Source organism: Massilia eurypsychrophila, assembly GCF_002760655.1.
GTDB lineage: Bacteria > Pseudomonadota > Gammaproteobacteria > Burkholderiales > Burkholderiaceae_D > JAFCUW01.
Genome location: NZ_PDOC01000012.1, coordinates 93460 through 119472, shown reverse-complemented (window position 1 = coordinate 119472; position 26013 = coordinate 93460). Strand labels below are relative to the sequence as shown.

The window sequence follows — 26013 nt, the reverse complement described above, 5'->3', positions numbered from 1 at the left end:
ATAACTGCGTTAGATGACGTTGGCAAGCCACGGCTGGGCAGCCAGGTGGCGCTCCTCGAAGGCGCGGATCTCGTCGGCGTGGCGCAAGGTCAGGCCGATGTCGTCGAGGCCATTGATCAGGCAGTACTTGCGGAACGGGTCGATCTCGAACTGGTACGTCAGGCTGCCGTTGGAGGTCGACACGCGCTGCTGCTCGAGGTCGACCACCAAGCGAAAACCCGGAAAGGCCTTGACCTCGTTGAACAGGTGCTCGACCTGCGCTTCGGTGAGCACGATCGGCAGCAGGCCGCTCTTGTAGCAGTTGTTGAAGAAGATGTCGGCGAAGCTGGGCGCGATGACGGCGCGAAAACCGTACTGGTCGAGCGCCCACGGCGCGTGTTCGCGCGAGGAGCCGCAGCCGAAGTTTTTGCGCGTGAGGAGGATCGAGGCGCCCTGGTAGCGCGGTTGGTTCAGCACGAAGTCGGGATTGAGTGGGCGCGCGCTGTTGTCCTTGCCCGGTTCGCCGTGGTCGAGGTAGCGCCATTCGTCGAACAGGTTGGGGCCGAAGCCGGTGCGGTGAATCGACTTGAGGAACTGCTTCGGGATGATGGCGTCGGTGTCGACATTGGCGCGGTCGAGCGGCGCCACCAGTCCTTCGTATATCGTGAATTTATCCATGGTCCTTTGCGCGGACCACAGGGCCCGCTCTTTCGCGTTATTTTCTGCCGGCGCCTTCGACGACCTGGCCAATTTTTTGGACATCCTTGCCGACACCGGCGATGGTATTGCAGCCGGCCAGCAGCAGGGCGACGGCACCGAGGGCGAATAGCTTCTTCATTTGTTGGACTCTTATTTTAGTAGTTAGTTTTGGAGTAAAACCATTAGCGCAGCGCGCGGACATCGACAAAGTGGCCGGCGATACCGGCGGCGGCGGCCATCGCCGGCGACACCAGGTGGGTGCGTCCGCCCTGCCCTTGGCGGCCTTCGAAATTGCGGTTCGAGGTCGAGGCGCAGCGTTCGCCCGGCTCGAGCCGGTCGGCGTTCATCGCCAGGCACATCGAGCAGCCAGGCTCGCGCCACTCGAAGCCGGCGTCGCGGAAGATCTTGTCGAGGCCTTCGCGCTCGGCCTGGTCCTTGACGAGGCCCGAGCCGGGCACCACCAGCGCCAGGCGCACGTTGGAGGCGCGCTGCTTGCCGCGCACCACGGCGGCGGCGGCGCGCAGGTCTTCGATGCGCGAGTTGGTGCACGAGCCGATGAACACCTTGTCGATGCGGATGTCGGCGATCGGCGTGTTCGGCTTGAGGTTCATGTAGACCAGCGCCTTTTCCATCGCGTCGCGCCGCACCGCGTCTTTTTCGTTGTCCGGATCGGGCACGCGGCCATCGATCGAGGTCACCATTTCGGGCGAGGTGCCCCAGGTGACCTGCGGCTTGACGTCGGCCGCGCCAAGGGTGACGACCAGGTCGAACCTGGCGCCGGCGTCGGAGTGCAAGGTGCGCCAGTAGTCGACCGCGCGGTCCCAGTGCGGCCCGGCCGGAGAGTAGGGCCGGCCCTTGACGTAGTCGATGGTGGTGTCGTCGACGCCGATGATGCCGGCGCGCGCGCCAGCTTCGATCGCCATGTTACAGACCGTCATGCGACCTTCCATCGACAGCGCGCGGATGGTGGAGCCGCCAAACTCGATGGCGTAGCCGGTGCCGCCGGCGGTGCCGATCTTGCCGATGATCGCCAGCACGATGTCCTTGGCGGTGACCCCGGCCGGCATGGCGCCGTCGACCTGCACCAGCATGGCCTTCGATTTTTTTGCCAGCAGCGTTTGCGTGGCCAGCACATGTTCGACTTCGGAGGTGCCGATGCCGTGCGCCAGGCAGCCGAAGGCGCCATGGGTCGACGTGTGCGAGTCGCCGCAGACGACCGTCATGCCCGGCAAGGTGGCGCCCTGCTCCGGCCCGATCACGTGGACGATGCCCTGGCGCTTGTCGTTCATGTTGAAATAAGTGAGGCCGTAGCTCTTGGCGTTGGCGTCGAGCGTTTCGACCTGCAGGCGCGAAGTCGGATCGGCGATGCCGCCCTTGCGGTCGGTGGTGGGGACGTTGTGATCGGCCACGGCCAGGTTGGCGGAAGTGCGCCACAGCGGACGCCCGGCTTCGCGCAGGCCGTCGAACGCCTGCGGGCTGGTGACCTCGTGTACCAGGTGACGGTCGATGTACAGCACCGTGGTGCCATCTTCATCGGCCCGCACGACGTGCGATTCCCAGAGTTTGTCGTAGAGCGTTTTCATCATGGCGTCGCGGTCGGTTTGAAAGAACGAGTTTGATTATGCCATTATTTGTGCACTGCGTCAGTGCCGGGCTGATTTGAATATTCTTTGCATAATTAGACATTCATGCAAATTTTTAGTTCTTTGGAAATCCTTTTGGCAAATAAAAAATGCCCGCTAGTGACAGCAGGCATTTTTAGTGTCGTTTGGTGCAGCGCGGAGTATTTCCCTGCCGCCCCGTTTTCGTGCGTTTTTCTTTACGCCGCCAGCTTGACCGCTGCGCGGCAGCCGTCCATCAGGAACGACAGGCCGACCACCAGAACCAGTTCGCCTTCGGCCGAACGGGCGGTGCCGGTGATGCCTTCGACGGCGATGGCGGTCATCGGCTTGATCACCAGGTCGGCGGTGCCGTCGACCGCGGCGACCGCGAGGATGTACGGCTGCGGCGCGGCGACGACGATGCCGACCCGTTCCGAGCAGTTCTCGTAGCCGAGCGCGCCGGCGAGCGAGCGCACCGGCAGCGGGCGGCCCTGGTCCTTGAGCACCGGCGCGCCGCCGACCATCATGAAGGTCTCCGGCAGTTCGACGACGCGCTGAACGACCGCCATCGGCAGCGCCAGCGCGGCGCCGGAAGTCGATACCAGCATGGTCGGCACGATCGACAGTTCGATCGGCAGGCGGATCGCGAACTTGGTGCCGTGGCCAAGCGAGGACTCGATATGGATCGCGCCGCGGTTCTTCTCGACGGCGGTCTTGACGACGTCCATGCCGACGCCGCGGCCCGATACGGACGTGGCCTGCTCCTTGGTCGAGAAGCCCGGCAGGAACACCAGCTGGTAGGCTTCCTCGTCGCTCGGGGCGCCGTGTTCGTTGATCAGGCCTTTTTCAAACGCCTTCTTGCGCAGCCCGGCCGGGTCCATGCCCTTGCCATCGTCCTGCAGCACGATCATGACGCTGTTGGCTTCCTGCCAGGCCTTCAGCGAGATGTACGCCTTGGCAGGCTTGCCGGCAGCGAGGCGCGCTTCGGGCGACTCGACGCCGTGGTCGAGGGCGTTGCGCAGCATGTGCACCAGCGGATCGTACAGGCTGTCGACGACGACGCGATCGACTTCGGTCTCGGCGCCTTCGATCGTCAGTTCGACGTCCTTGCCGAGGTCCTTGGCCAGTTCGCGCACCAGGCGCGGGAATTTCTGGAACAGGCGGCCGACCGGCTGCATGCGGGTGGCCAGCGTGGCGCGCTGCAGTTCGGCCGAATAGCGCGACGCGCGCTCCAGCGTTTCGGTCAGCGTTGCCATCAGGCTGGCGGCGGGACCTTCGAATTTGTACTGCAGCAGGCGTTCGAGCAGCACTGCGGCCTGGTTGGCCGCCTGTACCGATTCGCCGGCAACTTCGAGCAGGGCGTCGAGCTTGACGGCGTCGACGCGGATGCTGTCTTCCTTGACGGGCGCGGAGGCGGCGCGGAATTCCTGCACCTTCTCTTCGCGGCGGTCGACACCGTCCCAGCCGGGCTGGCCGGGCTGGCCGGCGCCAGGCGCAGGCGCAGGCATTGCCGCCGGAGCGCTTTTGGCGACGGCGGCGCCAGCGGCGACGGCTTCGCTGCGCGCGCGGGCAGCCGGCGTCCAGGTACCGGCCGGGACGACGGCGATGTACATCGCTTCCCAGTCGAGTCCATCGGCGCCGGGCGCGGTGGCGACCGGTGCAGCGGCGGCGACTGACGCGGCGGCGGCGGCGACTGACGCGGCGGCGACGGCGACCGGCGCCGCCGCGGCCGGCTTGGCCGGCACATCGACGTTGCCTTCGATGGCGTTGACCAGAATGCGTTCGAGCGAATCGGGCATCGATGCGAGCTGCTCGGGAGCGGCGCCGTTCGACAGGTCGGTGAGCTGGTCGGCGACGAAGCCGGACGCCTGCAGCGCCGCTTCAATGGCCAGCGGGGTGACTGGCGCGGCGCCATTGCGCAGCGCGTCGAACAGGTTCTCGGTCAGGTGGCAGGCCGCCACCAGCGCCGGCAGGTTCATGAAACCGGCGCCGCCCTTGATCGTGTGGAAGGAACGAAACACGGCGTTCAGCGTTTCCTTGTTGTTCGGGTCGCGTTCGAGCCGAAGCAAGTGTTCTTCTACGTTTACTGCCAGATCCATCGCCTCGACGACGAAGTCCTTGAGCATATCGTCCATCAGAATCCCAGGTCGGCAAGAAGGTCGTCAACATTGTCCTGGTCAAGCGCCACCGATGGCAACGCCGGGCCGGACATCAGGTTCGGCTTGTGGGCGGCGAGTTTCTCGCGCACGGCCGGCGGCGCGTTGTCGCGCAGCAGTTCGGCCAGCTCATGCTCGACCGTCTTGGTAATGGCGACGACTTTCTTGATCAGTTGGCCGGTGATGTCCTGGAAGTCCTGCGCCATCATGATGTCGAGCAGGCGCGCCTTTTCGGCTTCGGTCGCTTCGGCAACCGCCTGGGCGAACTGGCGCGAGTCGCCGGCCAGCGTCTTGAATTCGTCGATGCTGAGCTTGCCGTCGAACAGGTCGGTCCAGCGCGTGTCCATCGCCTTCGCCTTTTTCGACAGCGCATCCTGCGCCGGCATGCCATCGTCGAGCGTGTTGAGCACCTTGTTGGCGGCCTGCTCGGTCAGCGAGGCAACATATTCGAGGCGGTCCTGGGCGTCGACGATTTGCGACCCCGCTTCGGTGAGCGCCTTGTCGTAGCCGAGTTCGCGCAGCGAGTCGTGCAGCAGGCGCACGATGCCGCCGAGGCGCTCGAACATCGGCTTGTCGGCAGCGCCAGTGTCGCCGGCGTCGTCGTCGTCGGCGCCGCTATCGGGTGCGGCGGCAGCCGCCGGCGCGGCGGCGGCAGGCGCGGCCACCGGCTGGGCGGCCGAAACCTGGTCGAACAGCGCATCCAGATCATCTTCGGCGGAGGGCGCCGCCGACGCGGCGGGCGTCACCGCCGGGGCGGCGGAACGCTGCGCGGACACCTCATCGAATAGTGCGTCGAAATCATCAGCGGCGTGGGTCATATCCCTGCTTCTCCATAATTTGCTAATTTGCAATGAATAATTGCGTGTCTGGGTGATGCTGTGCGGGCTCTCGGCATAGCAATGCAACGAAAACGTCGCGATGCCACGAGTTTAGCAGCGTAGTTGCCGTTGGTAAATCTTTCACCACGAAGCAACTGAATTGAGTGAGGAAACTTATCCAAAAGTTAATCAAATCGGCGTTTACCCACACTTTTCGATGAGCAAGTGTTGTATTCCGTTACCTTAACCTTCGCGCGGCAAGGCAGGATGCGTTCCGTACTGATGAGCATTTGAGCAAGATCAAACGGGTTTGTTCTTACAATAGTCGCAACGCCTACTACAATAGAGAATAAGACGGCTTTGTCGGAGATGCTGACCATGTACCGGAAAATCCTGATCACCACTGACGGCTCCGCCGTATCGAAACAGACCGCCTGCGCCGGCGTCGCCTTCGCCCGGCAGATGGGCGCCGAGGTGATGGCGCTGTACGTCGCCGCCGAATATCAATATCCGGTGTACGTCGAGATCATCCCGCCGTCCTATCCGCTCGAAGAGGAATATGTCGAGACGATGATCCGCACCGGCGAGGAACATACCGGGCCCATCATGCGCGCCGCCGAACAGGCAGGACTGAAACACAGCGCCGTCACCGCCTTTGCCGATTCGCCGGCGCTGAAGATCGTCGAAATTGCTGACAAGCACAACTGCGACCTGATTTTCATGGGGTCGCACGGACGCAGCGGCTGGGGCCAGCTGTTGCTGGGCAGCGTCACTAACAAGGTGTTGTCGCACACGTTAAAGCCGGTGCTGGTGCATCGCCTGATCCAGGAACCGGCGGCATAGTCCAATAATGTTGTTTCGTCAACCTATCAGTATCCATATTGCGCACCATGCAACCTGGACTTACGCTTGTCAATACGCCACCTCCGGATTTCGCGGTTTTATTCACCTTGCAAAATGGCGACCTATGATTCGCATTGTCATCGCTGACGACCACACGATCATGCGCGAAGGACTCAAGCGCATCCTCGATGGCGCCGTCGACATCGATATCGTCGGCGAGGCCATCAACGGCTTCGAAGTGCTGTCGCATGTTCGCCAGGGCGGCTTCGACCTGCTGCTGCTCGACCTGTCGATGCCGGGGCGCAGCGGCGTCGACCTGATCCGCCAGATCCGCAGCGAAGCGCCCAAGCTGGCGATCCTGATCCTCACCATGCACGAAGAAGAACAATATGCGGTACGGGCGATCCGCGCCGGCGCCCAGGGCTACCTGACCAAGGAAAGCGCGGGCACCCAGCTGGTCGGCGCGATCCGCAAGGTCGCGTCCGGCCGGCCGTACATCAGTACCGAGGTGGCCGAGCAACTGGCGCTGAACATCATGACGCCGAACGAGCAACTGCTGCACAAGCAGTTGTCGGACCGCGAGTTCGAAGTGTTTTCACTGCTGGTGGGCGGCAAGTCGATTACCGAGATCGCCAATAGCCTGCACCTGTCGGTGAAGACGGTCAGCACCCACAAGACGCGCATCATGCAGAAGATGGGGATGACGTCGCTGTCGGAAATGGTGCAGTACGCTGTGGCGCACAGGCTACTGTCGCCATTCAAGACTTGAGTGGGCGAAAAGATTTAGACATCGGCGCCATCGTTTTGTGCCGATATGCGTCACTTTGGTTCGACGACCGGTCTCTGCGGCATCTAGTTCACATCTCTACGGTAAGTGCACTCTCTCCTCTGGCACCCGTCCCTCAACGTAAGACTCTTCCTACAATGTCGCGCCGCCTCCTACTGCTAGATTCAGCGTTCGCTGATATCAATGACGGACTCGTGTTGGCATACTAAATCCAGCGATCCGACTTTCTCGCGAGAATTTTCATTCACCGTGAGTTTGGCCCAGCGCGCTGTTCCATCACTGATGAAGCACCGGTCAGGCAGTCACAGATCGTTGTTCGCACCTGTGATCGCCCGCAGCACTAAAAGTTACTTCACATGGAGATGAGAATGATGTCTACGCAAACGTCAGAACCACGTCCGAATTCTTCGTCGACCATGCATTCCTCTCCAATGGAAGCTGGCCGCCAACGTCAGGGCCGCCTGTGGTCCAATCTGAAAGAGGTGTGCGACCTGCTGCACATCACCGCCGCGGTGTCGGTGAATACCGAAGAATTGCTGTTCCAGCATGTCCAGTTCAAGACTGGGCAGCGCGTCCATACCATCGGACAAGCTTTCGACACGCTGTACATTGTCAACTCCGGCTTTCTCAAAACCGTGCTCATCGACGAGTTCGGCAATGAGCAGGTACTGAGCTTCCCGATGAAAGGCGACATGCTCGGCGTCGACGGCATCCATACCCGCCATTACGCCTCGGAAGCGGTCGCCTTGTCCGACTGCGACCTGATCTTGCTGCCGTTCAAAAAGCTGACCGCGCTTGGCCGCGTCCACCTCGAACTCGAAAACGTCATGTACGGCGTCATGAGCCGCGAACTGGTCCGCGAGCAGGCCATGATCGGCATGCTCGGCGCCCTCAGCGCCGAGGCCCGGGTGGCACGTTTCCTGGTGTCGCTGGCCGACCGCTTCGCCGCGATGGGCTACTCGAGCAAGCTGTTTAACCTGCGCATGACGCGCCATGAAATCGGCAGCTACCTCGGCCTGACCCTCGAAACGGTCAGCCGTACCCTGTCGGCATTCAACGAGATCGGCCTGATCACCGTCGACCAGCGCACCATCGGTATCAAGGATGCCGAGGCGCTCAAGACGCTGCGCCGGTTGCCGCCGTCGCGCTCGCGTGCCAAGCAGACCAACGCCGCCAAGCTGAAGGCGGAGCAAGAAGCGGCAGGCGACGACCAGGTGCTGGCCACCACAATCTAGCCTTCCCCCAGTTTGCCCCCAGCCCGCCGCCCGGCGGGCTTTTCATTTGGACAGACGAAAAAAAGCCGGCATCGTCAAGGATGCCGGCTTTTGACCGATGACGACGCAGATCAGTTATCGCGCGTGAGCACGCCGTCGTTGATCTTCACTTTTTCGCCGACGCGCATGCCCGGGTCGTTGGCATACTGCACCGTCTGGGTGCCGCCGTTGGCGAAGCGGATCACCACTTCAAAGTGACGGGTCTGCTTGGCGTTGGCGCGGTCGATGTTGCGACCGACGTAAGCGCCGCCCAGCGCGCCGGCAATTTGCGCTGCCGTACGGCCGTTGCCGTCACCGACCTGGCTACCGAGCAGGGCGCCGACGACGCCGCCGCCGACGGTGCCGAGGTAGTTGCCTTCGCCATTGACTTCAATGACGTTGATCGCTTCGACGGTGGCGCAGTTGCTGCAATAGCGCACCACGCGTGGCGCGCTCTGCGGCACGGTCGACACCAGTTGCAGCGGCTTGCCCAGCGTCGCGGTGGCAACGCGGCCGTTAATGCGCATGTTGGCCGTTACTGGCGTGTTCGTCGCGATGCGGTCGCCGCGGCGAATCACGTAGGAACCTTCGTACTCGCCTGGGCGCACTTCCGGCAGGAAGAACACGCCGCGGGTGCCGGCGATGGTCATGTCGACCTTGGCGCCTGGGGTGCCGCGCAGCATGAAGTCGAGGTCGTTACCTGGACGCAGGTCTTCGGTACCGCGCACGTCGAAGCGCTCGATGCGTGGCAGGCTGGCCAGGTCGCCGCGACGTGGGCCATTGTAGCGGCCGCCGCGCACCAGCGATTCGCTCAGCACGCCACTGGTGACCTGATTACCGACGCGCAAGTTAGCTGTCACAGCGCTGGTGGCGGAGATACGGTCGCGGCTGCCGACGGTGTAGGTGCCTTCATACTGGCCAGGCTCGGTTTCGGTCAGCTGCAGGTTGCGGTTGGCGCCGGCAATCTGCAGGACCACGCGGCCGCCCGGGGTGCCGTAGACGTCGAAATTGAGTTCCTGGCCCGGAACAATGCGGCGCACTTCATCGACATTGAAGCCGCGGATGACCGGGTTGTAGCCCTGGGCCTGCACCGGTGCGGCGGCAAGCGTCATGGACAGCAGCGGAATCACTGACACCAGTCCGGCGAGTAGTTTTTGTTTGGTTTTCATATATTCTCCTTGGAGGTTTGACAGCGGCGCTGAGTATTGACAGCGAGTAAGGGTAAGTTACGCTGAGGCCGCTTGGCCGTCCGTACGCTAGCGCACTAAGTGCACGGCCTCGCCGGAGGTCACATAAATGGCGTCGCCCGCCTCTGGCGTGATCAGGAAACCGCCGGTAAAGGCGCCAAACGAGGGCAGGATCATGCGCCGCGGGCCGACCACGAAACACGGCAGGCGCAACGCGTCGAAGCGGGTCGCCAGCAGGAAGGCCGGGTGGATATGCCCGGCCAGCGCGTAGCCGGCGGTGTCGACATCGGGATGGTGGCAGAACGCGAACGGCGCCACCGCATGCGGCTCGTCGACCAAGCCGATCATCATGGAAGCGGCCGGGTCGCCGGCGTGGCGGTCGTGGTTGCCGCGCACCAGCGTGAGTTTGAGCGATGGGTGGCGCAAGCGCCAGGCCAGCATCGCCGCCACCGTCGCCGTCGCATGGGCCGCGCGCGCGTGCAGGAAGTCGCCGAGGAAGGTGATGTGCCCGACATCGTGCGCGGCCATCAGGGCGTCCAGCGCGGCCAGGTTCTGGCTGGTGGTCCCGCGCGGCACCGGCACGCCGAGCGCGCGGAACGACGCCGCTTTTCCGAAGTGGATATCGGCGACGATCAGCATTTTGCGCGCCGGCCAGTACAGCGCTTTCTGCGCCAGCAGCAGCAGCGTCTCGCCGGCGACGAGCACTTCGCGCGCGGTCACGGCTGGGCCGCCTTTTCAAGCTCGCGCACCATCCGTGCCACCCGGTCCGACAGTTTTTCGGTGGTGACCTTTTCGCGGAAGCGCTCGACCATCAGCGCGAAGCCGAACGGCGTGGCGCGCTTGACGTCGCAATAGGCGACGCGGCGCGCGTGCAGCTCGGCGAGCGTGTCGCGCAGGCGCGTCAGTTCGAGTTCCTGCTCCATCACTTCGCGCTGCGCCTGCGTCAGCAGCAGGTTGCCGGCATCGTGCTTGCGGAAGACTTCGAAAAACAGCGACGACGACGCCTGCACCTGACGCGCGCTTTTCGGCTGGCCCGGATACCCCTGGAACACCAGCCCGGCAATGCGCGCCACCTCGCGAAAGCGCTGCTGCGACAACTGGGTCGCGTTCAGGCTTTCGAGCACGTCCTCGAGCAGGCGCTCGGTACTGAGCAGCCCCACCTCGGCGCCGGTGGCGCCGGCGAACAGCGTCTTCCAGTCGACCGGCTCGGCGGCCAGCAGTTCGAAGCCGTAGTCGTTGATGGCGATCGAAAAAGTGATCGGCTGCAGCCGGCCGACGCGGTAGGCCAGCAAGGACGCCAGGCCCATGTGGACCGAGCGGCCGGCGAAGGGATAGACGAACAGGTGATGGCCTTCGCGGCTTTTCATCGCCTCGATGACAAACACTTCGGTCGTCGGCAGTACCGACCAGCGCTGCTGGATCTCGATCAGCGGGCGCAGCGCCTCCATCTCGGGGCCGACGAACTGGCCCTCGGCGGCGCGGCGCAGCTGCTCGAGGGCGGCGTGTGCGAGCTCCGACGACAGCGGCATCTTGGCGCCCATCCAGCGCGTCACCGCGCCCTTCTTGCCGGTGGCGCGCTTGACGAACGCGGTCATCTCGTGCAGCCGGACGAATTCGAGGCTCTTGCCGCCGAAGATGAAATGGTCGCCCGCCTTCATGCGCCCGACGAACGACTCCTCGACACTGCCAATGCGCCCGCCCGACATGTATTTGACCTGCACGCTCGAATCGGAAACGATGGTGCCGATGCCCATGCGGTGGCGGCGGCCGATCGCCACGTCGGGCACGCGGAACACGCCCTCCTCGTCGGGCAGCACGCGCTGGTATTCGGGATACACCGTCAGGCTCTGGCCGCCGCGGGCGACGAAGTCGAGCGCCCACTGCCATTCCTCGTCGGTGAGGTGACGATACGACCAGGCGCCGCGCACTTCGGCCAGCAGCTGCTCGGAGCGAAAGCCGCCGCCCAGCGCCACCGTCACCAGGTGCTGCACCAGCACGTCGAACGGCTTGTTCGGCACCAGGCGTGCCTCGATGCGGCGCGACGCCACCGCTTCCTTGGCGCCGGCCGCCTCCAGCAGTTCGAGGCTATTGGTCGGCACCAGGGTCACGCGCGAGACCCGGCCGGGCGCGTGGCCGCTGCGCCCGGCCCGCTGCAGCAGGCGCGCGATGCCCTTGGCGCTGCCGATTTGCAGTACCCGCTCGACGGGCAGGAAATCGACGCCGAGATCGAGGCTGGCGGTGCAGATCACCGCTTTCAGCTCGCCCTTCTTGAGTCCCATCTCGACCCAGTCGCGCACCGCGCGGTCAAGCGAGCCGTGATGCAGCGCGATCAGGCCGGCCCAGTCGGGACGGGCCTCGAGGATGTTCTGGTACCACAGCTCGGACTGCGAACGCGTGTTGGTAAACACCAGCGTCGCGTTGAACTGCTCGATCTCGTCGATCACCGGCATCAGCATCTGGATGCCGAGGTGGCCGCCCCACGGAAATCGCGACACATTGGCCGGCACCAGCGAGTCGACGACGATCTGCTTGCGCAGGTCTCCCTCGACCAGCACGCCCTGCCCAACGCCGAGCAGCACTTCGCGCGCCTGCGCCAGGTTGCCCATCGTCGCCGACAACGCCCACACCACCAGTTCGGGATTCCAGTGGCGCAGCCGCGCCAGCGCCAGCTGCACCTGGACGCCGCGCTTGCTGCCCATCAGTTCGTGCCATTCGTCGATGATGATCATGTCCAGACCCGCGAACTGCTCTTTGGCGGCGGCGTGCGACAGCAGCAGCGACAGGCTCTCGGGCGTGGTGATCAGGGCCGACGGCAGCTTGCGCGCCTGGCGCGCGCGCTCGGCCGAGGTGGTGTCGCCGGTGCGCGCGCCGACGGTCCACCCGGGCGAGAGCGCGGCGGCTGATTCTTCCAGCGCGCGCTGCGTGTCGGCGGCAAGCGCGCGCATCGGCGTGATCCACAGCACCCGCAAGCCGCTGCTCTTGCGGCGCTTGACGAGGGCGCCGCGCATCAGGGCGGCGATCCACACCGCATACGTCTTGCCGGAGCCGGTATTGGCATGCAGCAGGCCCGATTCGCCGGCCAGCGCGGCGCGCCAGACGGCGCGCTGGAACGGGAACACCTTCCATCCGCGCCCGGCGAACCAGGCATCGACCGTCACCGCCATCTGGCTCTTGCTCACCCGCAGACCGCCGCGGCCAGCAGGCCTTTGAGCGTATCGAGCGAATCGGCGTCGTCGACGGTCTTGTCGTCACGCTTGCGCAGAATGCGCGGAAAGCGCACCGCGATGCCCGCCTTGTGCCGGCTCGACAGCGCGATGCCCTCGAAGCCGATCTCAAAGACCATGGTCGGGCGCACGCTGCGCACCGGGCCGAATTTTTCGACCGTGGTCTTGCGGATGGCCGAGTCGACCACCGCGATCTCGGCGTCGGTCAGTCCAGAGTAGGCTTTGGCGAACGGCACCAGCTTGCGCTCGCCCGTCTCGTCCAGGTCCCATACGGCGAAGGTGTAGTCGGTGTAGAGCGAGGCGCGGCGGCCATGGCCGGCCTGCGCATAAATCAGCACCGCGTCGATGGTGTAAGGGTCGATCTTCCATTTCCACCAGGTGCCGACGTCCTTGGTGCGGCCGACGCCATATTGCGCCGCCCTGGCCTTGACCATCATCCCCTCGACGCCGCGTGCGCGTGACTCGGTGCGCACCTGCGCCAGCTGTTCCCAGCCGTCGGCTTCGACCAGCGGCGAAATGCGCAGCTGTTCCTGGCCGACCTGGCCGACCAGCGCTTCGAGCAGGTTGCGCCGCTCGCACTGCGGCACGGCGCGCAGGTCGACGCCGCCTTCTTCGAGCAGGTCGTAGGCGACCAGCACGGCGGGCAGTTCGGCCAGCAGCTTGGCAGACAAGGTCTTGCGGCCGATGCGCTTTTGCAGGTCGGCGAACGGTGCCGGCACACCGTCGTTCCAGATCAGCACCTCACCGTCGACCACCGTGCCCTCGGGCAGGCGCAGCGCGGCCAGTTCGGGAAAGCGCTCGGTGATCAGGTCTTCGCCGCGCGACCACAGGTAGTTCTGGCCGCCGCGGCGCACCAGCTGGGCGCGGATGCCGTCGTACTTCCACTCGACCTGCCAGTCGGCGACGTCGCCCAGCGCCGCCGGTTCGCCCTGCAGCTGGTGCGCCAGGAAGAACGGATACGGCTGGCCGCCGCGCAGCTTGTGCTCGTCGTCCGACGGCGCTGCGATCAGTTGCAGGAAGCCGGCTGCGGTGGGCCGCACGCTGCCGTCGGTCCAGCCCATCAGCCGCTGCGCAATGAGCTTGCTGTCGACGGCGGCGATGGTCGACAGCGCGCGGGTAACCAGCAGGCGCGAGACGCCGACCCGAAAGCCGCCGCCGATCAGTTTCGTCAGCAAAAACCGTTCACGCGTATCGAGTTCGTTCCAGTATGTAAACAGCGCCTCGCGGATAACGGCCGGGTCGGCGCCGCGCAACGGCCCGATGCGTTCCTGCATCCACTCTGCCAGTCCGACGTCGCTGTGGCGCTGGGGCGGCGGCAGGATGTGGGCAATGGTTTCGGCCAGGTCGCCGACCGCCTGGTAAGACTCCTCGAACAGCCATTCGTCGAGCTGGGCGTAGTCGACCGCGTACTGGCGCAGCAGCTTGGTCGGCACCGCCTGGCGCGGCTTGCCGCCGGCCAGAAAATACACCGCCCAGGCAGCGTTTTCCGGCGCGGCGCTGCCGAAGTAGGCCTGCAGCGCGTCGAGCTTGCGATTGGTGGCGGTGGTTTCGTCAAGTTCGGCGAACAGGCGGGCAAATTCACGCATTGCCCGCCTCCTCCGGCACGTCCGCGGCAACCACTTCGTCGGCTTCGTCGTCGCCGTATTCGGTGTTGAAGCCCGATGCGTCGAGCCCCACCTGGCGCAGCCAGCGCACCATCACCGGAATCGAGCCGTGGGTGACGATCACGCGCGGCGCCTCGGTGGCGCGGATCGCCGTCATCAGGCCCGGCCAGTCGGCGTGGTCCGACAGCACGAAGCCGCGGTCGACACCGCGCCGGCGCCGCGCGCCGCGCAGCTGCATCCAGCCGCTGGCAAAGGCGTCGCTGTAGTCGCCGAAGCGCTTCATCCACGTGGTGCCGCCGGCCGACGGCGGCGCGATGACGATCGCCGTCTTCAGCGCCGCCTTGTCGACGTCGGTGACCATTTTGGTCGGCGGCAGATCAACGCCGCCTTCCCGGTAGACGCGGTTAAGCGGCTCGGCGGAGCCGTGGCAGATGATGGCACCGATGGTCGGATCGAGCCCTGACAGGATCCGCTGCGCCTTGCCGAACGAGTAGGCAAACACCACGCTGCAGCGTCCCTCGGCGGCGTTCTTGCGCCACCAGCCGTTGATGTCGTCGAAGATCGACTGCTCGCTCTCCCAACGGTAGATCGGCAGCCCAAAAGTAGATTCGGTAATGAAGGTATCGCAGCGCACCGGCTCGAACGGCACGCAGGTGCGGTCCGGCTCGACCTTGTAGTCGCCCGACGCCACCCACACTTCGCCCTTGTGTTCCATGCGCACCTGGGCCGAACCGAGCACGTGGCCGGCCGGGTGCAGCGAAATCCTTACGCCATTGTGCTCGACGCTGGCGCCGTATTCGATGCCGTCGATATGGATGTCCTGGCCGAGGCGCGACTTGAGCACGCCGACGCCAGAGGCGGCCGACAGGTAATGACCGTGGCCTACCCGCGCATGGTCACCATGGGCGTGCGTGATCACGGCGCGGTCGACGGGTCGCCACGGGTCGATATAAAATTGACCGGGAACGCAATACAGGCCCTCCTTGCGGACCACCACCATGTCTCCCATGCGGCCCCCTCAGGCCGGGGCCACGAATTCGGCCATGAACGTGCGGGTGCTCTGGTCGGGAAATTCGATGGTGATTTCTTCGCCCGCCACGGCCTGCACCACGCCGACGTCATACTTCGGTACCCGGACGCTGGCGCCGATCTCGAACAGCGGCGGCGGCGTCGGCGCCTCGACCTCGCGGTCGAATTCGTCGTCGCGGATCTCGGGCAGCTCCAGCGCGGCCGGCGGACTGATGCAGTTATCGCAGCGGCAGCACTTCTCGAAGCCGGGCACGTCGTCGCCAAAGTAATCGAGCAGCACCTTCCAGCGGCAAAAGCCACTGACCGCGTACGACACCATCTGTTCGAGCGCCTCGCGGTCGCGCTCCTGCTTGGTCTCGTAGATCTGCGCCAGTTCGCTAAAGAGCGCCCCGCTCGGCTCGGCCCTGGCGCGCACGTAGGCGAGCGCGCGGTTCTGGCGCAGCAGGGCGCCGTCCTTGAGCAGCTTGAGGCAGATCTTGAGCTTGCTGGACGCGATCTCCTCGACGGCCGCGTCGATGCGGTCGAAGGTGACCGGCTGGTCGCCCATCAGGCCGACCACCACGTCGTACACCGCCTTCAGGTCATTCGCTGTCGGGTAGTGCTTGACGAGGAAGAACTGCTGGACGCGCTTGTCGTCCTGCAGGAACAGCAGCGTGCACCAGGCGTCTTGGCCATCGCGGCCGGCGCGGCCCGACTCCTGGTAATAGGCCTCCAGATTGGCCGGCACCTGCAGGTGGATGACGAAGCGGGTGTCCGGCTTGTCGATGCCCATGCCGAAGGCGTTGGTGGCGACCATCACGCGGCGTTCGCCGGCCATGAACAGGTCCTGGTTTTCCTTGCGCTCGCGCGCCGTCAGCTTGCCATGATAGATGGCGGCGCTTTCGCCGGCCTCCAGCAGCGCCTCGTGCATCTCCTCGGCCGCCTTGACGGTGGCCGCGTAGATGATGCCGAAGCCGTTCGAGTCGCGCACGATGCGCAGCGCGGCGCCGACCTTCTCGCGCGCATTGACCACCTGGACCACGTTGTAATGCAGGTTCTGGCGATAGATGCCCGTATTGACGACATTCATGCGGGGCCGGCTGAGCTGCTTGCCGATGTCTTCGATCACGTCGTCGGTGGCGGTGGCGGTCAGCGCCAGCACCGGCGGGCGGCCAAGCGCCTGGATCGACGCGGCCATTTCAAGGTAGGCCGGACGGAAGTCATGGCCCCAGTGCGAGATGCAGTGCGCTTCGTCGATGACCACCAGGGCGATGTCGATGGCGCGCAGCACGGCGACGAAGTCGGGCTGGGTCAGGCGCTCGGGGGTGCAGAAGACGATCTCGTGGGCGCCATCGCGGATGCCATCGAGCGCGGCGGCCTCTTCCGCTGCCGACAGCGTGCTGTTGAGCTGAGCGGCGCGGATACCCATCGATTCGAGCTTTTCGAGCTGGTCCTTCATCAGCGAAATGAGTGGCGAGACGACCACGGTGGTGCCTTTGAGCATCTTGGCGGGAATCTGGTAGCACAGCGATTTGCCGCTACCGGTAGGCATGATTGCCAGCGTGTCCTTTCCGTCGAGAACGCTGTCAATGACGCGCTGCTGGCCGTCACGCAGGCGTTCGACGCCAAAGACGTTTCGCAGCAGTTTGGTGATGGTATTGCGGCGCACGGCGCGCAAGCCTTGATGCATCAGTTGGGGGTCATGTTTAGTCATAAATCAACTGTATTACGCACGTTATAAAATTTCCATAGGACGCAGCCTACACGCGGCGTAGGAAGTGCTCCCTACCCCAGCCGTGTCCCGTCATACAAGTCGCTTAGCGCTTGTCCTACAAGTTGGCGGACGCTTGGCCGATGCCAAGCGTGCTCGGCAGAACATAAGATGTAGTCATACCGAACACACCACTAACGAATTTTCAGGAGAGACATCATGATGAGCAAAATCGCAGTCACCTGGACCACGATCCAAATGGCCATCGCCGGCGTTTCCGCCTACGTCGTCTGCACCACCGACTTGCTGCGCAGCACCGCCCTGTTTATCCATTAACACGCGGTTTGCCCTCGTATTTACGCTTGCCCGACCACTTTACCTATTGGCAACACTAACGAAAACGTCGAGCCCTGCTTGCCGTCGCTGGCGACGAACAAGCGACCGTCGTGCGCTTCTGCCAGCTGCCGCGAAATCGCCAGCCCGAGTCCCAGGCCTTTTACTTCGCCATTCGCCGCGGCCCGCTCGAACGGCTCGAAGATGCGCTGCTGATCAGCCGGCGCGATGCCGATGCCGCCGTCGGTCACGTCAATACGTACCTCACGTTCCGCCGCCGTGACGATAATGTCGACCGGCGTACCGCCGCCGTAGCGCAATGCGTTAGTCAGCAGATTGATCACCACCTGTTCGATGCGCGACTCGTCCCAGCAGCCTGCGACCGGCGGATGGTCATGCAGCCGCAGGCAGCTGCCGTAGCCGCTGGCCTGCAGCGCCAGGTCGCTGGCGACGCGCTCGAGTAACGCCATCAATTCAATCGGCGTCGGCCGGATCGACAGGCTGCCGCTGCGGATGCGCGAGACATCGAGCATGTCGTCGATCAGCCGGATCATCGACTGGATCTGGCGCTGGTCGCGCGCCACCATCGACGGCAGCCGGTCCGGGCCGAGCGCTTCGAAATTCCCCCTTTGCAGCTGCAGGATGCGCATCTGGCTTTCCAGGAACAGCGTGTTGAGCGGCGTGCGCAACTCGTGCGCCACAAGCGACATGAAGTCGTCGCGCATGCGCAGCGAGCGTTGCAGCTCCGCTTGCGTGATGTGCAGTTCTTCCAGCAGCTGCTGCTGTTCCTGGCGGCTTTGCTCGAGCTGGGCGACCTGGCGCCGGCTTTCGTGGCGCTGCTGGTCGAGCGCGACGAACACGTTGACCTTGCTGCGCACGGCGTCGCTGTCGAGCGGCTTGTAGAGGAAGTCGACGGCGCCGGTTTCGTAACCCTTGAAGGCGTAGTTGAGTTCGCGCCCGGCGGCGCTGGTAAATACAATCGGGATGTGGCGGGTGCGCTCGGTGCCGCGCATCAGTTCGGCCAGCTCGAAACCGTCCATGCCCGGCATCTGGACGTCGAGGATGGCAAGCGCGAACTCGTGTTCGAGCAGCAGCTGCAGCGCCTGTTCGCCGGAAGCGGCATGGAACACGATGCGCTGCTCGTGGCGGATCAGGGCGTCGAGCGCCTGCAGGTTGTCTGCCAGGTCGTCGACGATCAGCACTTTGCTCAGTACCTGGGACGTCATTTTTTCTCTCCCAACAACTGCAGTAATTGACGGATGGCGGCCAGCGACAGCACCAGGTCGGGCGCATCGAGGTCGATGGCGCGCTGCGGCATCGTCGCCACTTGCGCCTCGGCCGGGTCCTGCACCACGGTCAGGCCGCCGCGCGCGTGGACCTGGGCCATGCCGTCGGCGCCGTCGTGGTTGGCGCCGGTCAGCAGGATAGCGGCCAGGCCGGCGCCGTACACGTCGGCGGCGGAATTGAGCAGCACGTCGATGGCGGGACGGGCGAAATGCACCGGCGCCTCACAGCTGAGCGAAAAGGTGCGATCCTGCTCGACCGACAGGTGGTAGCCGGCGCCGGCGAAGTAGACCGCGCCCGGCTCGACCGGCTGCTTGTCGGCCGCCTCCACCACCGGCACGGCCAGGCGCGCGCCAAACAGTTCGGCCAGGCGGCTGTCGCGATTGGCCGGCAGGTGCAGCATGCAGATCACCGGCGCGCCCAACGGCGAGGGCAAGCCGGGCAACAGCTGCAGCAAGGCGTCGACGCCGCCGGCCGAACCGGCGACGATGATCGCCTGCCAGTCGCGCGCGGCCAGCGCCGGCGTGAACCAGTCGGGCGTGCTCATGGCGCCAACTTCCGGTACACGCGGTCACGCTTGGCGACCGGCTCGAAGCGCGCGCCAAAGGCGGAAAACTCGATGCTCTCCTTGCTGCCAAGGGCGAGGAAGCCGCGGTGGCACAGCGACTCGTGGAACAGGCCGAACACGCGGTCCTGCAGGCGCTTGTTAAAGTAGATCATGACGTTGCGGCAGCTGACCAGGTGGGTCTCGGCGAACACGCTGTCGGTCGACAGGCTGTGGTCGGCGAAAGTGACGTTGTCCATCAAGGTCTTGTCGAACAGCGCGCCGCCGTAGGCCGCGGTGTAATAGTCGGAGAACGCGCGCTTGCCGCCGGCGGCCTGATAGTTTTCGGTGTACAGCCGCATCTGATCGAGCGGGAACACGCCGCGCCTGGCCGCCTCGAGCGACTGCGGGTTGATGTCGGTGGCGTAGACGATCGCGCGCTCGAGCAGGCCTTCCTCGCGCAGCATGATGGCCATCGAATAGACTTCCTGGCCGGTACTGCAGCCGGCGATCCAGATCTTCAGCGACGGGTAGGTGCGCAGCACCGGCACCACGTGCTCGCGCAGCGCGGCGTAAAACGACGGGTCGCGGAACATCTCGGTGACGGGAATGGTCAGGTACTGCAGCAGCTGCGAGAATGCGGCCGGGTCGTGCATCACGCGCGCTTGCAGCGCCGAGATGGAATCGCAGCCCATCTCGCTCAGCGCGTGCAGCACGCGGCGCTTCTGCGACGCCCCGGTGTAATCGCGGAAGTCGTAGTTGTACTGCAGGTAGACGGCCTCGATCAACATGCGCAATTCGATGTCGATGGCGGGCAGCTGAGGGTTCGAATGCGTCAAATGCGGTCCAGGTTAGGCATCCATACGCGCAGCAGCGAGTACAGGCGGGTCAGGTCGATCGGCTTGGCCAGGTAGTCGTTGGCACCCGCGGCGAGGCACTGCTCCTGGTCGTCCTTCATCGCCTTGGCGGTGATGGCGATGATCGGCAGGCGCGGGTAGCGGCCGTCGGCGCGGATGCGGCGCATCGCCTCAAGGCCATCCATTCCCGGCATCATGATGTCCATCAGGACCAGGTCGATGGCGGCCACTTCATCGAGCTTGCTGATCGCCTCGAAGCCGTTGCGGCCGATTTCGACCTTGGCGCCGCGCTGCTCGAGCGCGCTGGTCAGCGCGAACACGTTGCGCACGTCGTCGTCGACCAGCAGGATGGTGCGGCCTTCGAACACGCGGTCGCGCCCGCGCACGGTTTTGAGCATGCCCTGGCGTTCGGTCGACAGCTTGGCCTCGACCTTGTGCAGGAACAGCGTGACCTCGTCGAGCAGGCGCTCGGGCGAACGGGCGCCCTTGATGATGATCGAGCGCGAGTACTTGAGCAGGTCGTGTTCCTCGGCGCGCGTCAGGTTGCGCCCGGTGTAGACGATCACCGGCGGGAACGAACACAAGTCCTCGGCGGACATGCGCTCGAGCAGTTCGTCGCCCTGCATGTCGGGCAGCTTCAGGTCGATGATCATGCAGTCGAACACCTCGGCGCGCAGCAGCGCCAGCGCTTCTTCGCCGGAGCCGACGGCGGCGATTTCGACGTCGCTGTCGGCAATCAGCGCGACCACGCTTTCGCGCTGGCGCACGTCATCCTCGACCAGCAGGATGCGCTTGATCTTCTGGGTGAATTTCTCCTCGAGCTTGTGGAACACCGCTTCGAGGTCTTCACGGGTGGCCGGCTTGAGCGCGTAGCCGATGGCGCCGAGGCTGAGCGCTTCGCCGCCGTTGTCGTTGCTCGAGACGACGTGCACCGGGATGTGGCGGGTCTGCGGATTTTCCTTCAGCAGCTGCAGCACCGACAGGCCGGAGCGGTCGGGCAGGCGCATGTCGAGCAGGATCGCGTCGGGCATGTGCTGGCCGGCCAGCTGCAGCCCTTCGGCGCCGGTCATGCCGACCAGGCAGCGGTAACCCATTTCGTGGGCCAGCTGGAACAGGATGCCGGCAAAGGCCGGATCGTCCTCGATCACCAGCACCGAGCGGGTGGCGTCGGCGGCCGGGGTGGCGCGGTCGTCGTCGAAGCTGGCGATGGCGACCTGGGTGGCGGCAGCCGGGGCCGGCGCTGCCCGCACCACTAGCTGCGGCGCCGGCTCGGCCACGATTGCTTCCGCTTCTGCCGGGCAGGTGCGCGGCAGCACCAGCGTAAATGTGCTGCCGGTGCCCGGCGTGCTGGCGACGCTGATCTCGCCGCCGAGCAGCGCGCTCAGGTCGCGCGAGATCGACAGGCCGAGACCGGTGCCGCCAAAGCGCCGGCTGGTGGTGCCATCGGCCTGGTGGAAGGCGTCGAAGATCTTTTGCTGCTGTTCTGGCGCGATGCCGATGCCGGAATCGTGGATGTCGAAGCGCACCGGGCCGCCGGGCGTGCTGCTGACCTTGAGCGACACCGCGCCGCTGTCGGTAAACTTGACGGCGTTCGACAGCAAGTTCTTGAGGATCTGCTCGAGCCGCTGGCGGTCGGTCCACACGGTGGCCGGCACGGACGGGTCGACCTGCACGGTGAAGCTCAGCTGCTTTTGCAGCGCCATCGGTTCGAACGTCGACGCCAGGTTGTCGACCACGCGGCGCAGCGGCAGCGATTCGAGCACCAGTTCAAGCTTGCCCGCCTCGACCTTGGAAATGTCGAGGATGTCGTTGATCAGGTGTAGCAGGTCATTGCCGGCCGAATAGATCGTCTGGGCGAAGCGGACCTGCTCGTCACTGAGGTTGCCGTTGACGTTGTCGGACAGCAGCTTGGCGAGGATCAGCGAACTGTTGAGCGGCGTGCGCAGCTCGTGCGACATATTGGCCAGGAACTCCGACTTGTAGCGGCTGGCCCGCTCGAGGTCGAGCGCGCGCTGGCGCAGCTGGTCCTGCGCTTCGTGCAGCGCGACGTTCTTGGAATCCAGGCTGAGGGCCTGCTCGGACAGCTGGTCGTTGGTCTGCTCCAGCTCGGCCTGCTGGTTTTCCAGGTTCGAGCGCGACTCTTCCAGCACGCGCGACTGCTCTTCGAGTTCCTCGTTGGCCGTGCGCAGCTCTTCCTGCTGGACCTGCAGCTCCTCGTTGAGCTGCTGGGTTTCGGCGAGCGACTCCTGCAGCCGCTGGCGATACCGGGCGGCGGCCACGCCGGCGCCGATGCCGTCGCCGACCAGCGCAAGAAAATCATGCTCGCGCCGTCCGGTCGGATGCAGGAAGCCGATCTCGATGACGCCGTTGATCTCGCCTTCATTGCGGAACGGGGCGATCAGCAGCTGGCGCGGCGCGCTGCGCCCGAGGCCCGACGACACCTTGATGTAATCGGCCGGCAGCTCGTCGACGACGATGGCGCGGTCTTCGCGCACGGCCTGGCCGAGCAGGGACTCGCCCGGCTTGAAGATCTGCTGCTGCCCGGCCCACGATTCGGAAAAGCCATAGGTGGCGGTACGCCGCAGCGCGCCGCCGTCTTCGCGCACGTACAGCGCCGCCACCATGCCGTCGACGTAGCGGGCGACATGGTCGAGCGTGGCCTGGGTCATCTGCGCCATCGCATGGTGGCCGGCCATTTTCATCGCCAGTTCGGACTGGCCGGTGCGCAGCCAGCCCTGGTCTTCGAGCAGGTCGGTGTGGGCGCGCTGCTGGTCGATCGCGTTGGTATAGGAAGTCGACAGCGCGACCAGTTCGCGGCGCCCGAAAATGGCCAGCATGCCGGCCACGGACAGGCTAAACAGCAGGAACAGGCCGACCGACCAGCCGGTGACGTTGCGCGACGAGTCGCTGCGTTCCTGCAGCAGGCGCTGCTCGACATCGAGGAAGGCGGCGAACTGGCGCCGCACTTCGTCGGTCAGCGACTTGCCGCGCCCGCTCTGGACCATCGGCACGTAGTCGCCGCCCTGGCGGCGCACGGCGATCATCTCGCTGGCGAAGTCTTCCCACAGCTTCTGGGCGGCCTGCACCTTGCGCAGGCGCGACACCTGGACCGGGTTGTCGCGCACCTCGTTGGCCAGCGCGGCGATCTCGGACTCGATGCGCGGCTTGGCCAGCTGGTACGGCGCCAGGAACGATTCGTCGCCGGAAATGAGGAAGCCGCGCATGCCCGTTTCCATCTCGGCCGACAGTTTGCTGACCTGGTTGGCGTCGCCGATGACGCGCTGGGAATGTTCGACCCAGGAGAGAACGCTGATCAAATACACGATGATGCCGACAAACACGGCGGCGCTGACGATTCCGACGCCCAGCGGCAAGGCGACGTTGCGCGCGAGGATGCGCCGAAACTGGCTGTTATCGATCATGTGCCGTCATACCTGCTGGGTTATCAGAATGGTCGCTAGTTTAACAAAGAAGCGCAGCGGCAGCGATGCTGCGGCAATCGTTTGCGTACGGCAACAGCGACGACGGCGTCAATGGGCGAAATAGCGCGCCAGGTACGGCGCGGTCCGGCTGGCCTTGACCCTGGCCACCTCGCGCGGCGGGCCGGCGGCGACGATCGTGCCGCCCGCTTCGCCGGCGTGCGGGCCGATGTCGATTACCCAGTCGCAGGCGGCGACCACGCGCATCGTGTGTTCGACCACGATGACGGTGTTGCCCGCTTCGACCAGCCGGTCGAGCTGGACGATGAGTTTTTCGACGTCGGCCGGATGCAGGCCGGTAGTCGGTTCGTCCAGCACGTACAGCATGTTGCCGCGCGCGGCGCGCTGCAGCTCGGTGGCCAGCTTGATGCGCTGCGCCTCGCCGCCCGACAGCTCGGTGGCTGGCTGGCCCAGGCGCAGGTAACCCAGGCCCACTTCACGCAGCATGTCGAGCGAGCGCGCCACCTGCGCCTCGCCGGCGAAAAATTCGGCGGCGGCGTCCACCGTCAGCGCCAGCACCTCGGCGATGTTCTTGTCCTGGTAGCGCACCTCGAGCGTCTTGGCGTTGTAGCGCGCGCCCTCGCAGGTCGGGCACGGCGCGTACACACTCGGCAAGAACAGCAGCTCGACCATGACGAAGCCTTCGCCGTCGCAGTGCTCGCAGCGGCCCTTGGCGACGTTAAACGAAAAGCGGCCGGCGTCGTAGCGGCGCGCACGCGCCATTTTGGTGGCGGCGAACAGCTTGCGCACATGGTCGAACAGGCCGGTGTAGGTGGCCAGGTTGGAGCGCGGGGTGCGCCCGATCGGCTTCTGGTCGACCCGCACCAGCCGCTTGATGCCGGTCAGGCCGCGCACGATGCGCCCTTCAAGCGCCGCGGTTTTGGCGCCGGTCTCGAGTTCGTCGCCCTCTTCCGTTTCCGCTTCCAGCGGATGCCCGAGCGCGGCCGCGACCAGTTCGACGAGCACCTGGCTGACCAGCGTCGATTTGCCCGAGCCGGATACGCCGGTCACGCCGGTGAGCACGCCGAGCGGGAAGTCGACCAACAGGCCTTGCAGGTTGTTGCGGGTGACGCCTTCGAGCGTGAGCCAGTCGGCGGCGACGCGCGGCTGGCGGTGCGGCGGCTTTTCGGTGGTAAACAGGAAGCGCCGCGTATGGGACGCCTCGACATGCTGCAGGCCGGCCGGCGGGCCGCTGTAGAGCACGTGGCCGCCCTGCTCGCCGGCGGCCGGGCCGACGTCGACGATCCAGTCGGCGTGGCGGATGACGTCGAGCGCGTGTTCGACGACGAACAGCGAATTGCCGGCAGCTTTGAGTTGCGCCAGCGCGGTCAGCAGCGCCTCGGTGTCGGCCGGGTGCAGGCCGGCGGACGGCTCGTCGAGCACATACACGACGCCGAACAGGCTCGACCTCACCTGGGTGGCCAGGCGCAGGCGCTGCAGTTCGCCCGGCGACAGCGTCGGCGTGCTGCGCTCGAGCGCGAGATAGCCGAGTCCCAGGTCGAGCAGCACCTTCAGGCGCGCCACCACGTCTTCGGCGATGCGCTGGGTGACGATGATTTTTTCGGGATGGCGCGCCGCGTCTTGCGCGTTGCGCGGGGCGCTGCCGTCGGCGAACGGGGTCAGGATCTGCGCGAGCCGTTCGAGCGGCAGGTGCGAAATGTCGGCGATGTCGTAGCCGGAAAATTTGACCGACAGCGATTCGCGCCGCAACCGTTTGCCTTCGCACTGCGGGCAGTCGGCGCTGACCATGTAACGCGCCACGCGCTTTTTCATCGACGCGCTCTCGGTGTTGGCGAACGTCTGCAGCACGTATTTGCGCGCGCCCGTAAAGGTGCCCTGGTAGCTCGGGGTCTCCTTACGCTTCAAGGCCTGCTTGACTTCCTGCGGCGTAAAGCCGGCGTACACCGGCACCGTCGGCTGCTCGTCGGTGTAGAGGATCCAGTCGCGGTCTTTCTTGGGCAGGTCGCGCCACGGGGTATCGACGTCGTAGCCGAGCGTGGTAAGGATGTCGCGCAGGTTCTGGCCATGCCAGGCCGGCGGCCAAGCGGCGACGGCGCGCTCGCGGATGGTGAGGCAGTCGTTGGGCACCAGCGACTGCTCGGTGACCTGGTAGACGCGGCCAAGACCATGGCACTCCGGGCAGGCGCCTTCCGGCGTGTTGGGCGAAAACGATTCGGCGTACAACAGCGGCTGGGTGGCCGGGTAATCGCCGGCGCGCGAATACAGCATGCGCAGCGAATTGGACAAGGTACTGACGCTGCCGACGGACGAACGGGTGGTGGGCGAGCCGCGCTGCTGCTGCAGCGCGACCGCCGGCGGCAGCCCGACGATGTCGTCCACTTCCGGCACCGGCATCTGGTGAAACAGGCGGCGCGCATACGGCGACACCGATTCGAGGTAGCGCCGCTGCGCCTCGGCGTACAGCGTGCCGAAGGCGAGCGAGGATTTGCCGGAACCGGAGACGCCGGTAAATACCACCAGTGCGTCGCGCGGAATGTCGACGCTGACGTTCTTGAGGTTGTGTTCACGCGCGCCGGTCACCCGCACGAAGCCTGCCGGCGGCCCGCCGTTCTTGTTACCCATCCTGTTTCCCCGCTATGCAATCAATGGCGTATTAGAACTCTGCCGGGAAATTGCAACCGTGCG

The 26013-nt window shown here is 65.3% G+C and carries 19 protein-coding genes; 3 read left to right on the top strand and 16 right to left on the bottom strand.

Annotated features, from left to right (window positions below; genetic code table 11):
• Positions 1-9: 9 nt before the first annotated feature.
• The 5 genes from leuD to CR105_RS18140 form a co-directional block, all read right to left on the bottom strand.
• Positions 10-657, bottom strand: coding sequence for a 3-isopropylmalate dehydratase small subunit (gene leuD / locus CR105_RS18155; RefSeq protein ID WP_099790748.1), 648 nt, complete (start codon positions 655-657; stop codon positions 10-12).
• 37 nt (positions 658-694) lie between these two features.
• Positions 695-817 (bottom strand): hypothetical protein, encoded by a 123-nt coding sequence (locus CR105_RS29255; RefSeq protein ID WP_267873903.1) that lies wholly within the window; start codon positions 815-817, stop codon positions 695-697.
• Positions 818-860: 43 nt separating this feature from the next.
• The gene (leuC, locus tag CR105_RS18150) at positions 861-2264 is read right to left on the bottom strand and encodes a 3-isopropylmalate dehydratase large subunit (RefSeq protein WP_099790746.1); all 1404 of its coding nucleotides are present in this window, start codon (positions 2262-2264) and stop codon (positions 861-863) included.
• A gap of 233 nt (positions 2265-2497) precedes the next feature.
• Positions 2498-4414 (bottom strand): chemotaxis protein CheA, encoded by a 1917-nt coding sequence (locus tag CR105_RS18145; RefSeq protein WP_099790744.1) that lies wholly within the window; start codon positions 4412-4414, stop codon positions 2498-2500.
• Positions 4414-5253, bottom strand: a complete 840-nt coding sequence (locus CR105_RS18140) for a protein phosphatase CheZ (RefSeq protein ID WP_099790742.1) — start codon at positions 5251-5253, stop codon at positions 4414-4416. Before CR105_RS18140 ends, CR105_RS18145 begins: the two co-directional genes overlap by 1 nt.
• Before the next feature lie 378 nt (positions 5254-5631).
• Here CR105_RS18140 and CR105_RS18135 point away from each other — a divergent pair, with 378 nt between their 5' ends.
• The 3 genes from CR105_RS18135 (at position 5632) to CR105_RS18125 (ending at position 8118) form a co-directional block, all read left to right on the top strand.
• Positions 5632-6096, top strand: coding sequence for a universal stress protein (locus tag CR105_RS18135; RefSeq protein ID WP_099790740.1), 465 nt, complete (start codon positions 5632-5634; stop codon positions 6094-6096).
• Positions 6097-6220: 124 nt separating this feature from the next.
• Positions 6221-6865, top strand: a complete 645-nt coding sequence (locus CR105_RS18130; RefSeq protein ID WP_099790738.1) for a response regulator — start codon at positions 6221-6223, stop codon at positions 6863-6865.
• 449 nt (positions 6866-7314) lie between these two features.
• Positions 7315-8118, top strand: a complete 804-nt coding sequence (locus CR105_RS18125; protein WP_099790736.1) for a Crp/Fnr family transcriptional regulator — start codon at positions 7315-7317, stop codon at positions 8116-8118.
• 110 nt (positions 8119-8228) lie between these two features.
• Here the strand turns inward: CR105_RS18125 and CR105_RS18120 are convergent, their stop codons facing one another.
• The 11 genes from CR105_RS18120 to uvrA all read right to left on the bottom strand — a co-directional run bounded on the left by CR105_RS18120 (position 8229) and on the right by uvrA (position 25950).
• Positions 8229-9305: a glycine zipper 2TM domain-containing protein gene (locus CR105_RS18120; RefSeq protein ID WP_099790734.1), complete on the bottom strand. Its 1077-nt coding sequence runs from the start codon at positions 9303-9305 to the stop codon at positions 8229-8231.
• Between the two features lie 87 nt (positions 9306-9392).
• Positions 9393-10043, bottom strand: coding sequence for a ligase-associated DNA damage response endonuclease PdeM (pdeM, locus tag CR105_RS18115; protein ID WP_099790732.1), 651 nt, complete (start codon positions 10041-10043; stop codon positions 9393-9395).
• Entirely contained in the window at positions 10040-12487 is a 2448-nt protein-coding gene (locus CR105_RS18110; protein WP_099790804.1) for a ligase-associated DNA damage response DEXH box helicase, read from the bottom strand. The genes pdeM and CR105_RS18110 overlap by 4 nt, the downstream gene beginning before the upstream one ends.
• Positions 12488-12498: 11 nt before the next feature.
• Positions 12499-14133 (bottom strand): ATP-dependent DNA ligase, encoded by a 1635-nt coding sequence (locus CR105_RS18105; RefSeq protein WP_099790730.1) that lies wholly within the window; start codon positions 14131-14133, stop codon positions 12499-12501.
• Entirely contained in the window at positions 14126-15160 is a 1035-nt protein-coding gene (locus tag CR105_RS18100; RefSeq protein ID WP_099790728.1) for a ligase-associated DNA damage response exonuclease, read from the bottom strand. The genes CR105_RS18105 and CR105_RS18100 overlap by 8 nt, the downstream gene beginning before the upstream one ends.
• A 9-nt stretch (positions 15161-15169) precedes the next feature.
• Positions 15170-16849 carry a RecQ family ATP-dependent DNA helicase gene (locus CR105_RS18095; protein WP_229413994.1) on the bottom strand — a complete coding sequence of 560 codons (1680 nt, stop codon included), beginning with the start codon at positions 16847-16849 and terminating at the stop codon, positions 15170-15172.
• 377 nt (positions 16850-17226) lie between these two features.
• The gene (locus CR105_RS18090) at positions 17227-18429 is read right to left on the bottom strand and encodes a hybrid sensor histidine kinase/response regulator (RefSeq protein ID WP_099790724.1); all 1203 of its coding nucleotides are present in this window, start codon (positions 18427-18429) and stop codon (positions 17227-17229) included.
• Positions 18426-19034: a chemotaxis protein CheB gene (locus CR105_RS18085; protein ID WP_099790722.1), complete on the bottom strand. Its 609-nt coding sequence runs from the start codon at positions 19032-19034 to the stop codon at positions 18426-18428. The genes CR105_RS18090 and CR105_RS18085 overlap by 4 nt, the downstream gene beginning before the upstream one ends.
• Positions 19031-19822 (bottom strand): CheR family methyltransferase, encoded by a 792-nt coding sequence (locus CR105_RS18080; protein ID WP_099790802.1) that lies wholly within the window; start codon positions 19820-19822, stop codon positions 19031-19033. Before CR105_RS18080 ends, CR105_RS18085 begins: the two co-directional genes overlap by 4 nt.
• A 44-nt stretch (positions 19823-19866) precedes the next feature.
• A complete protein-coding gene (locus tag CR105_RS18075; RefSeq protein ID WP_099790720.1) occupies positions 19867-23310 on the bottom strand; it encodes a response regulator in 3444 nt (1147 codons plus the stop codon).
• Positions 23311-23418: 108 nt separating this feature from the next.
• Entirely contained in the window at positions 23419-25950 is a 2532-nt protein-coding gene (gene uvrA, locus CR105_RS18070; protein ID WP_099790718.1) for an excinuclease ABC subunit UvrA, read from the bottom strand.
• Positions 25951-26013 lie beyond the last annotated feature (63 nt).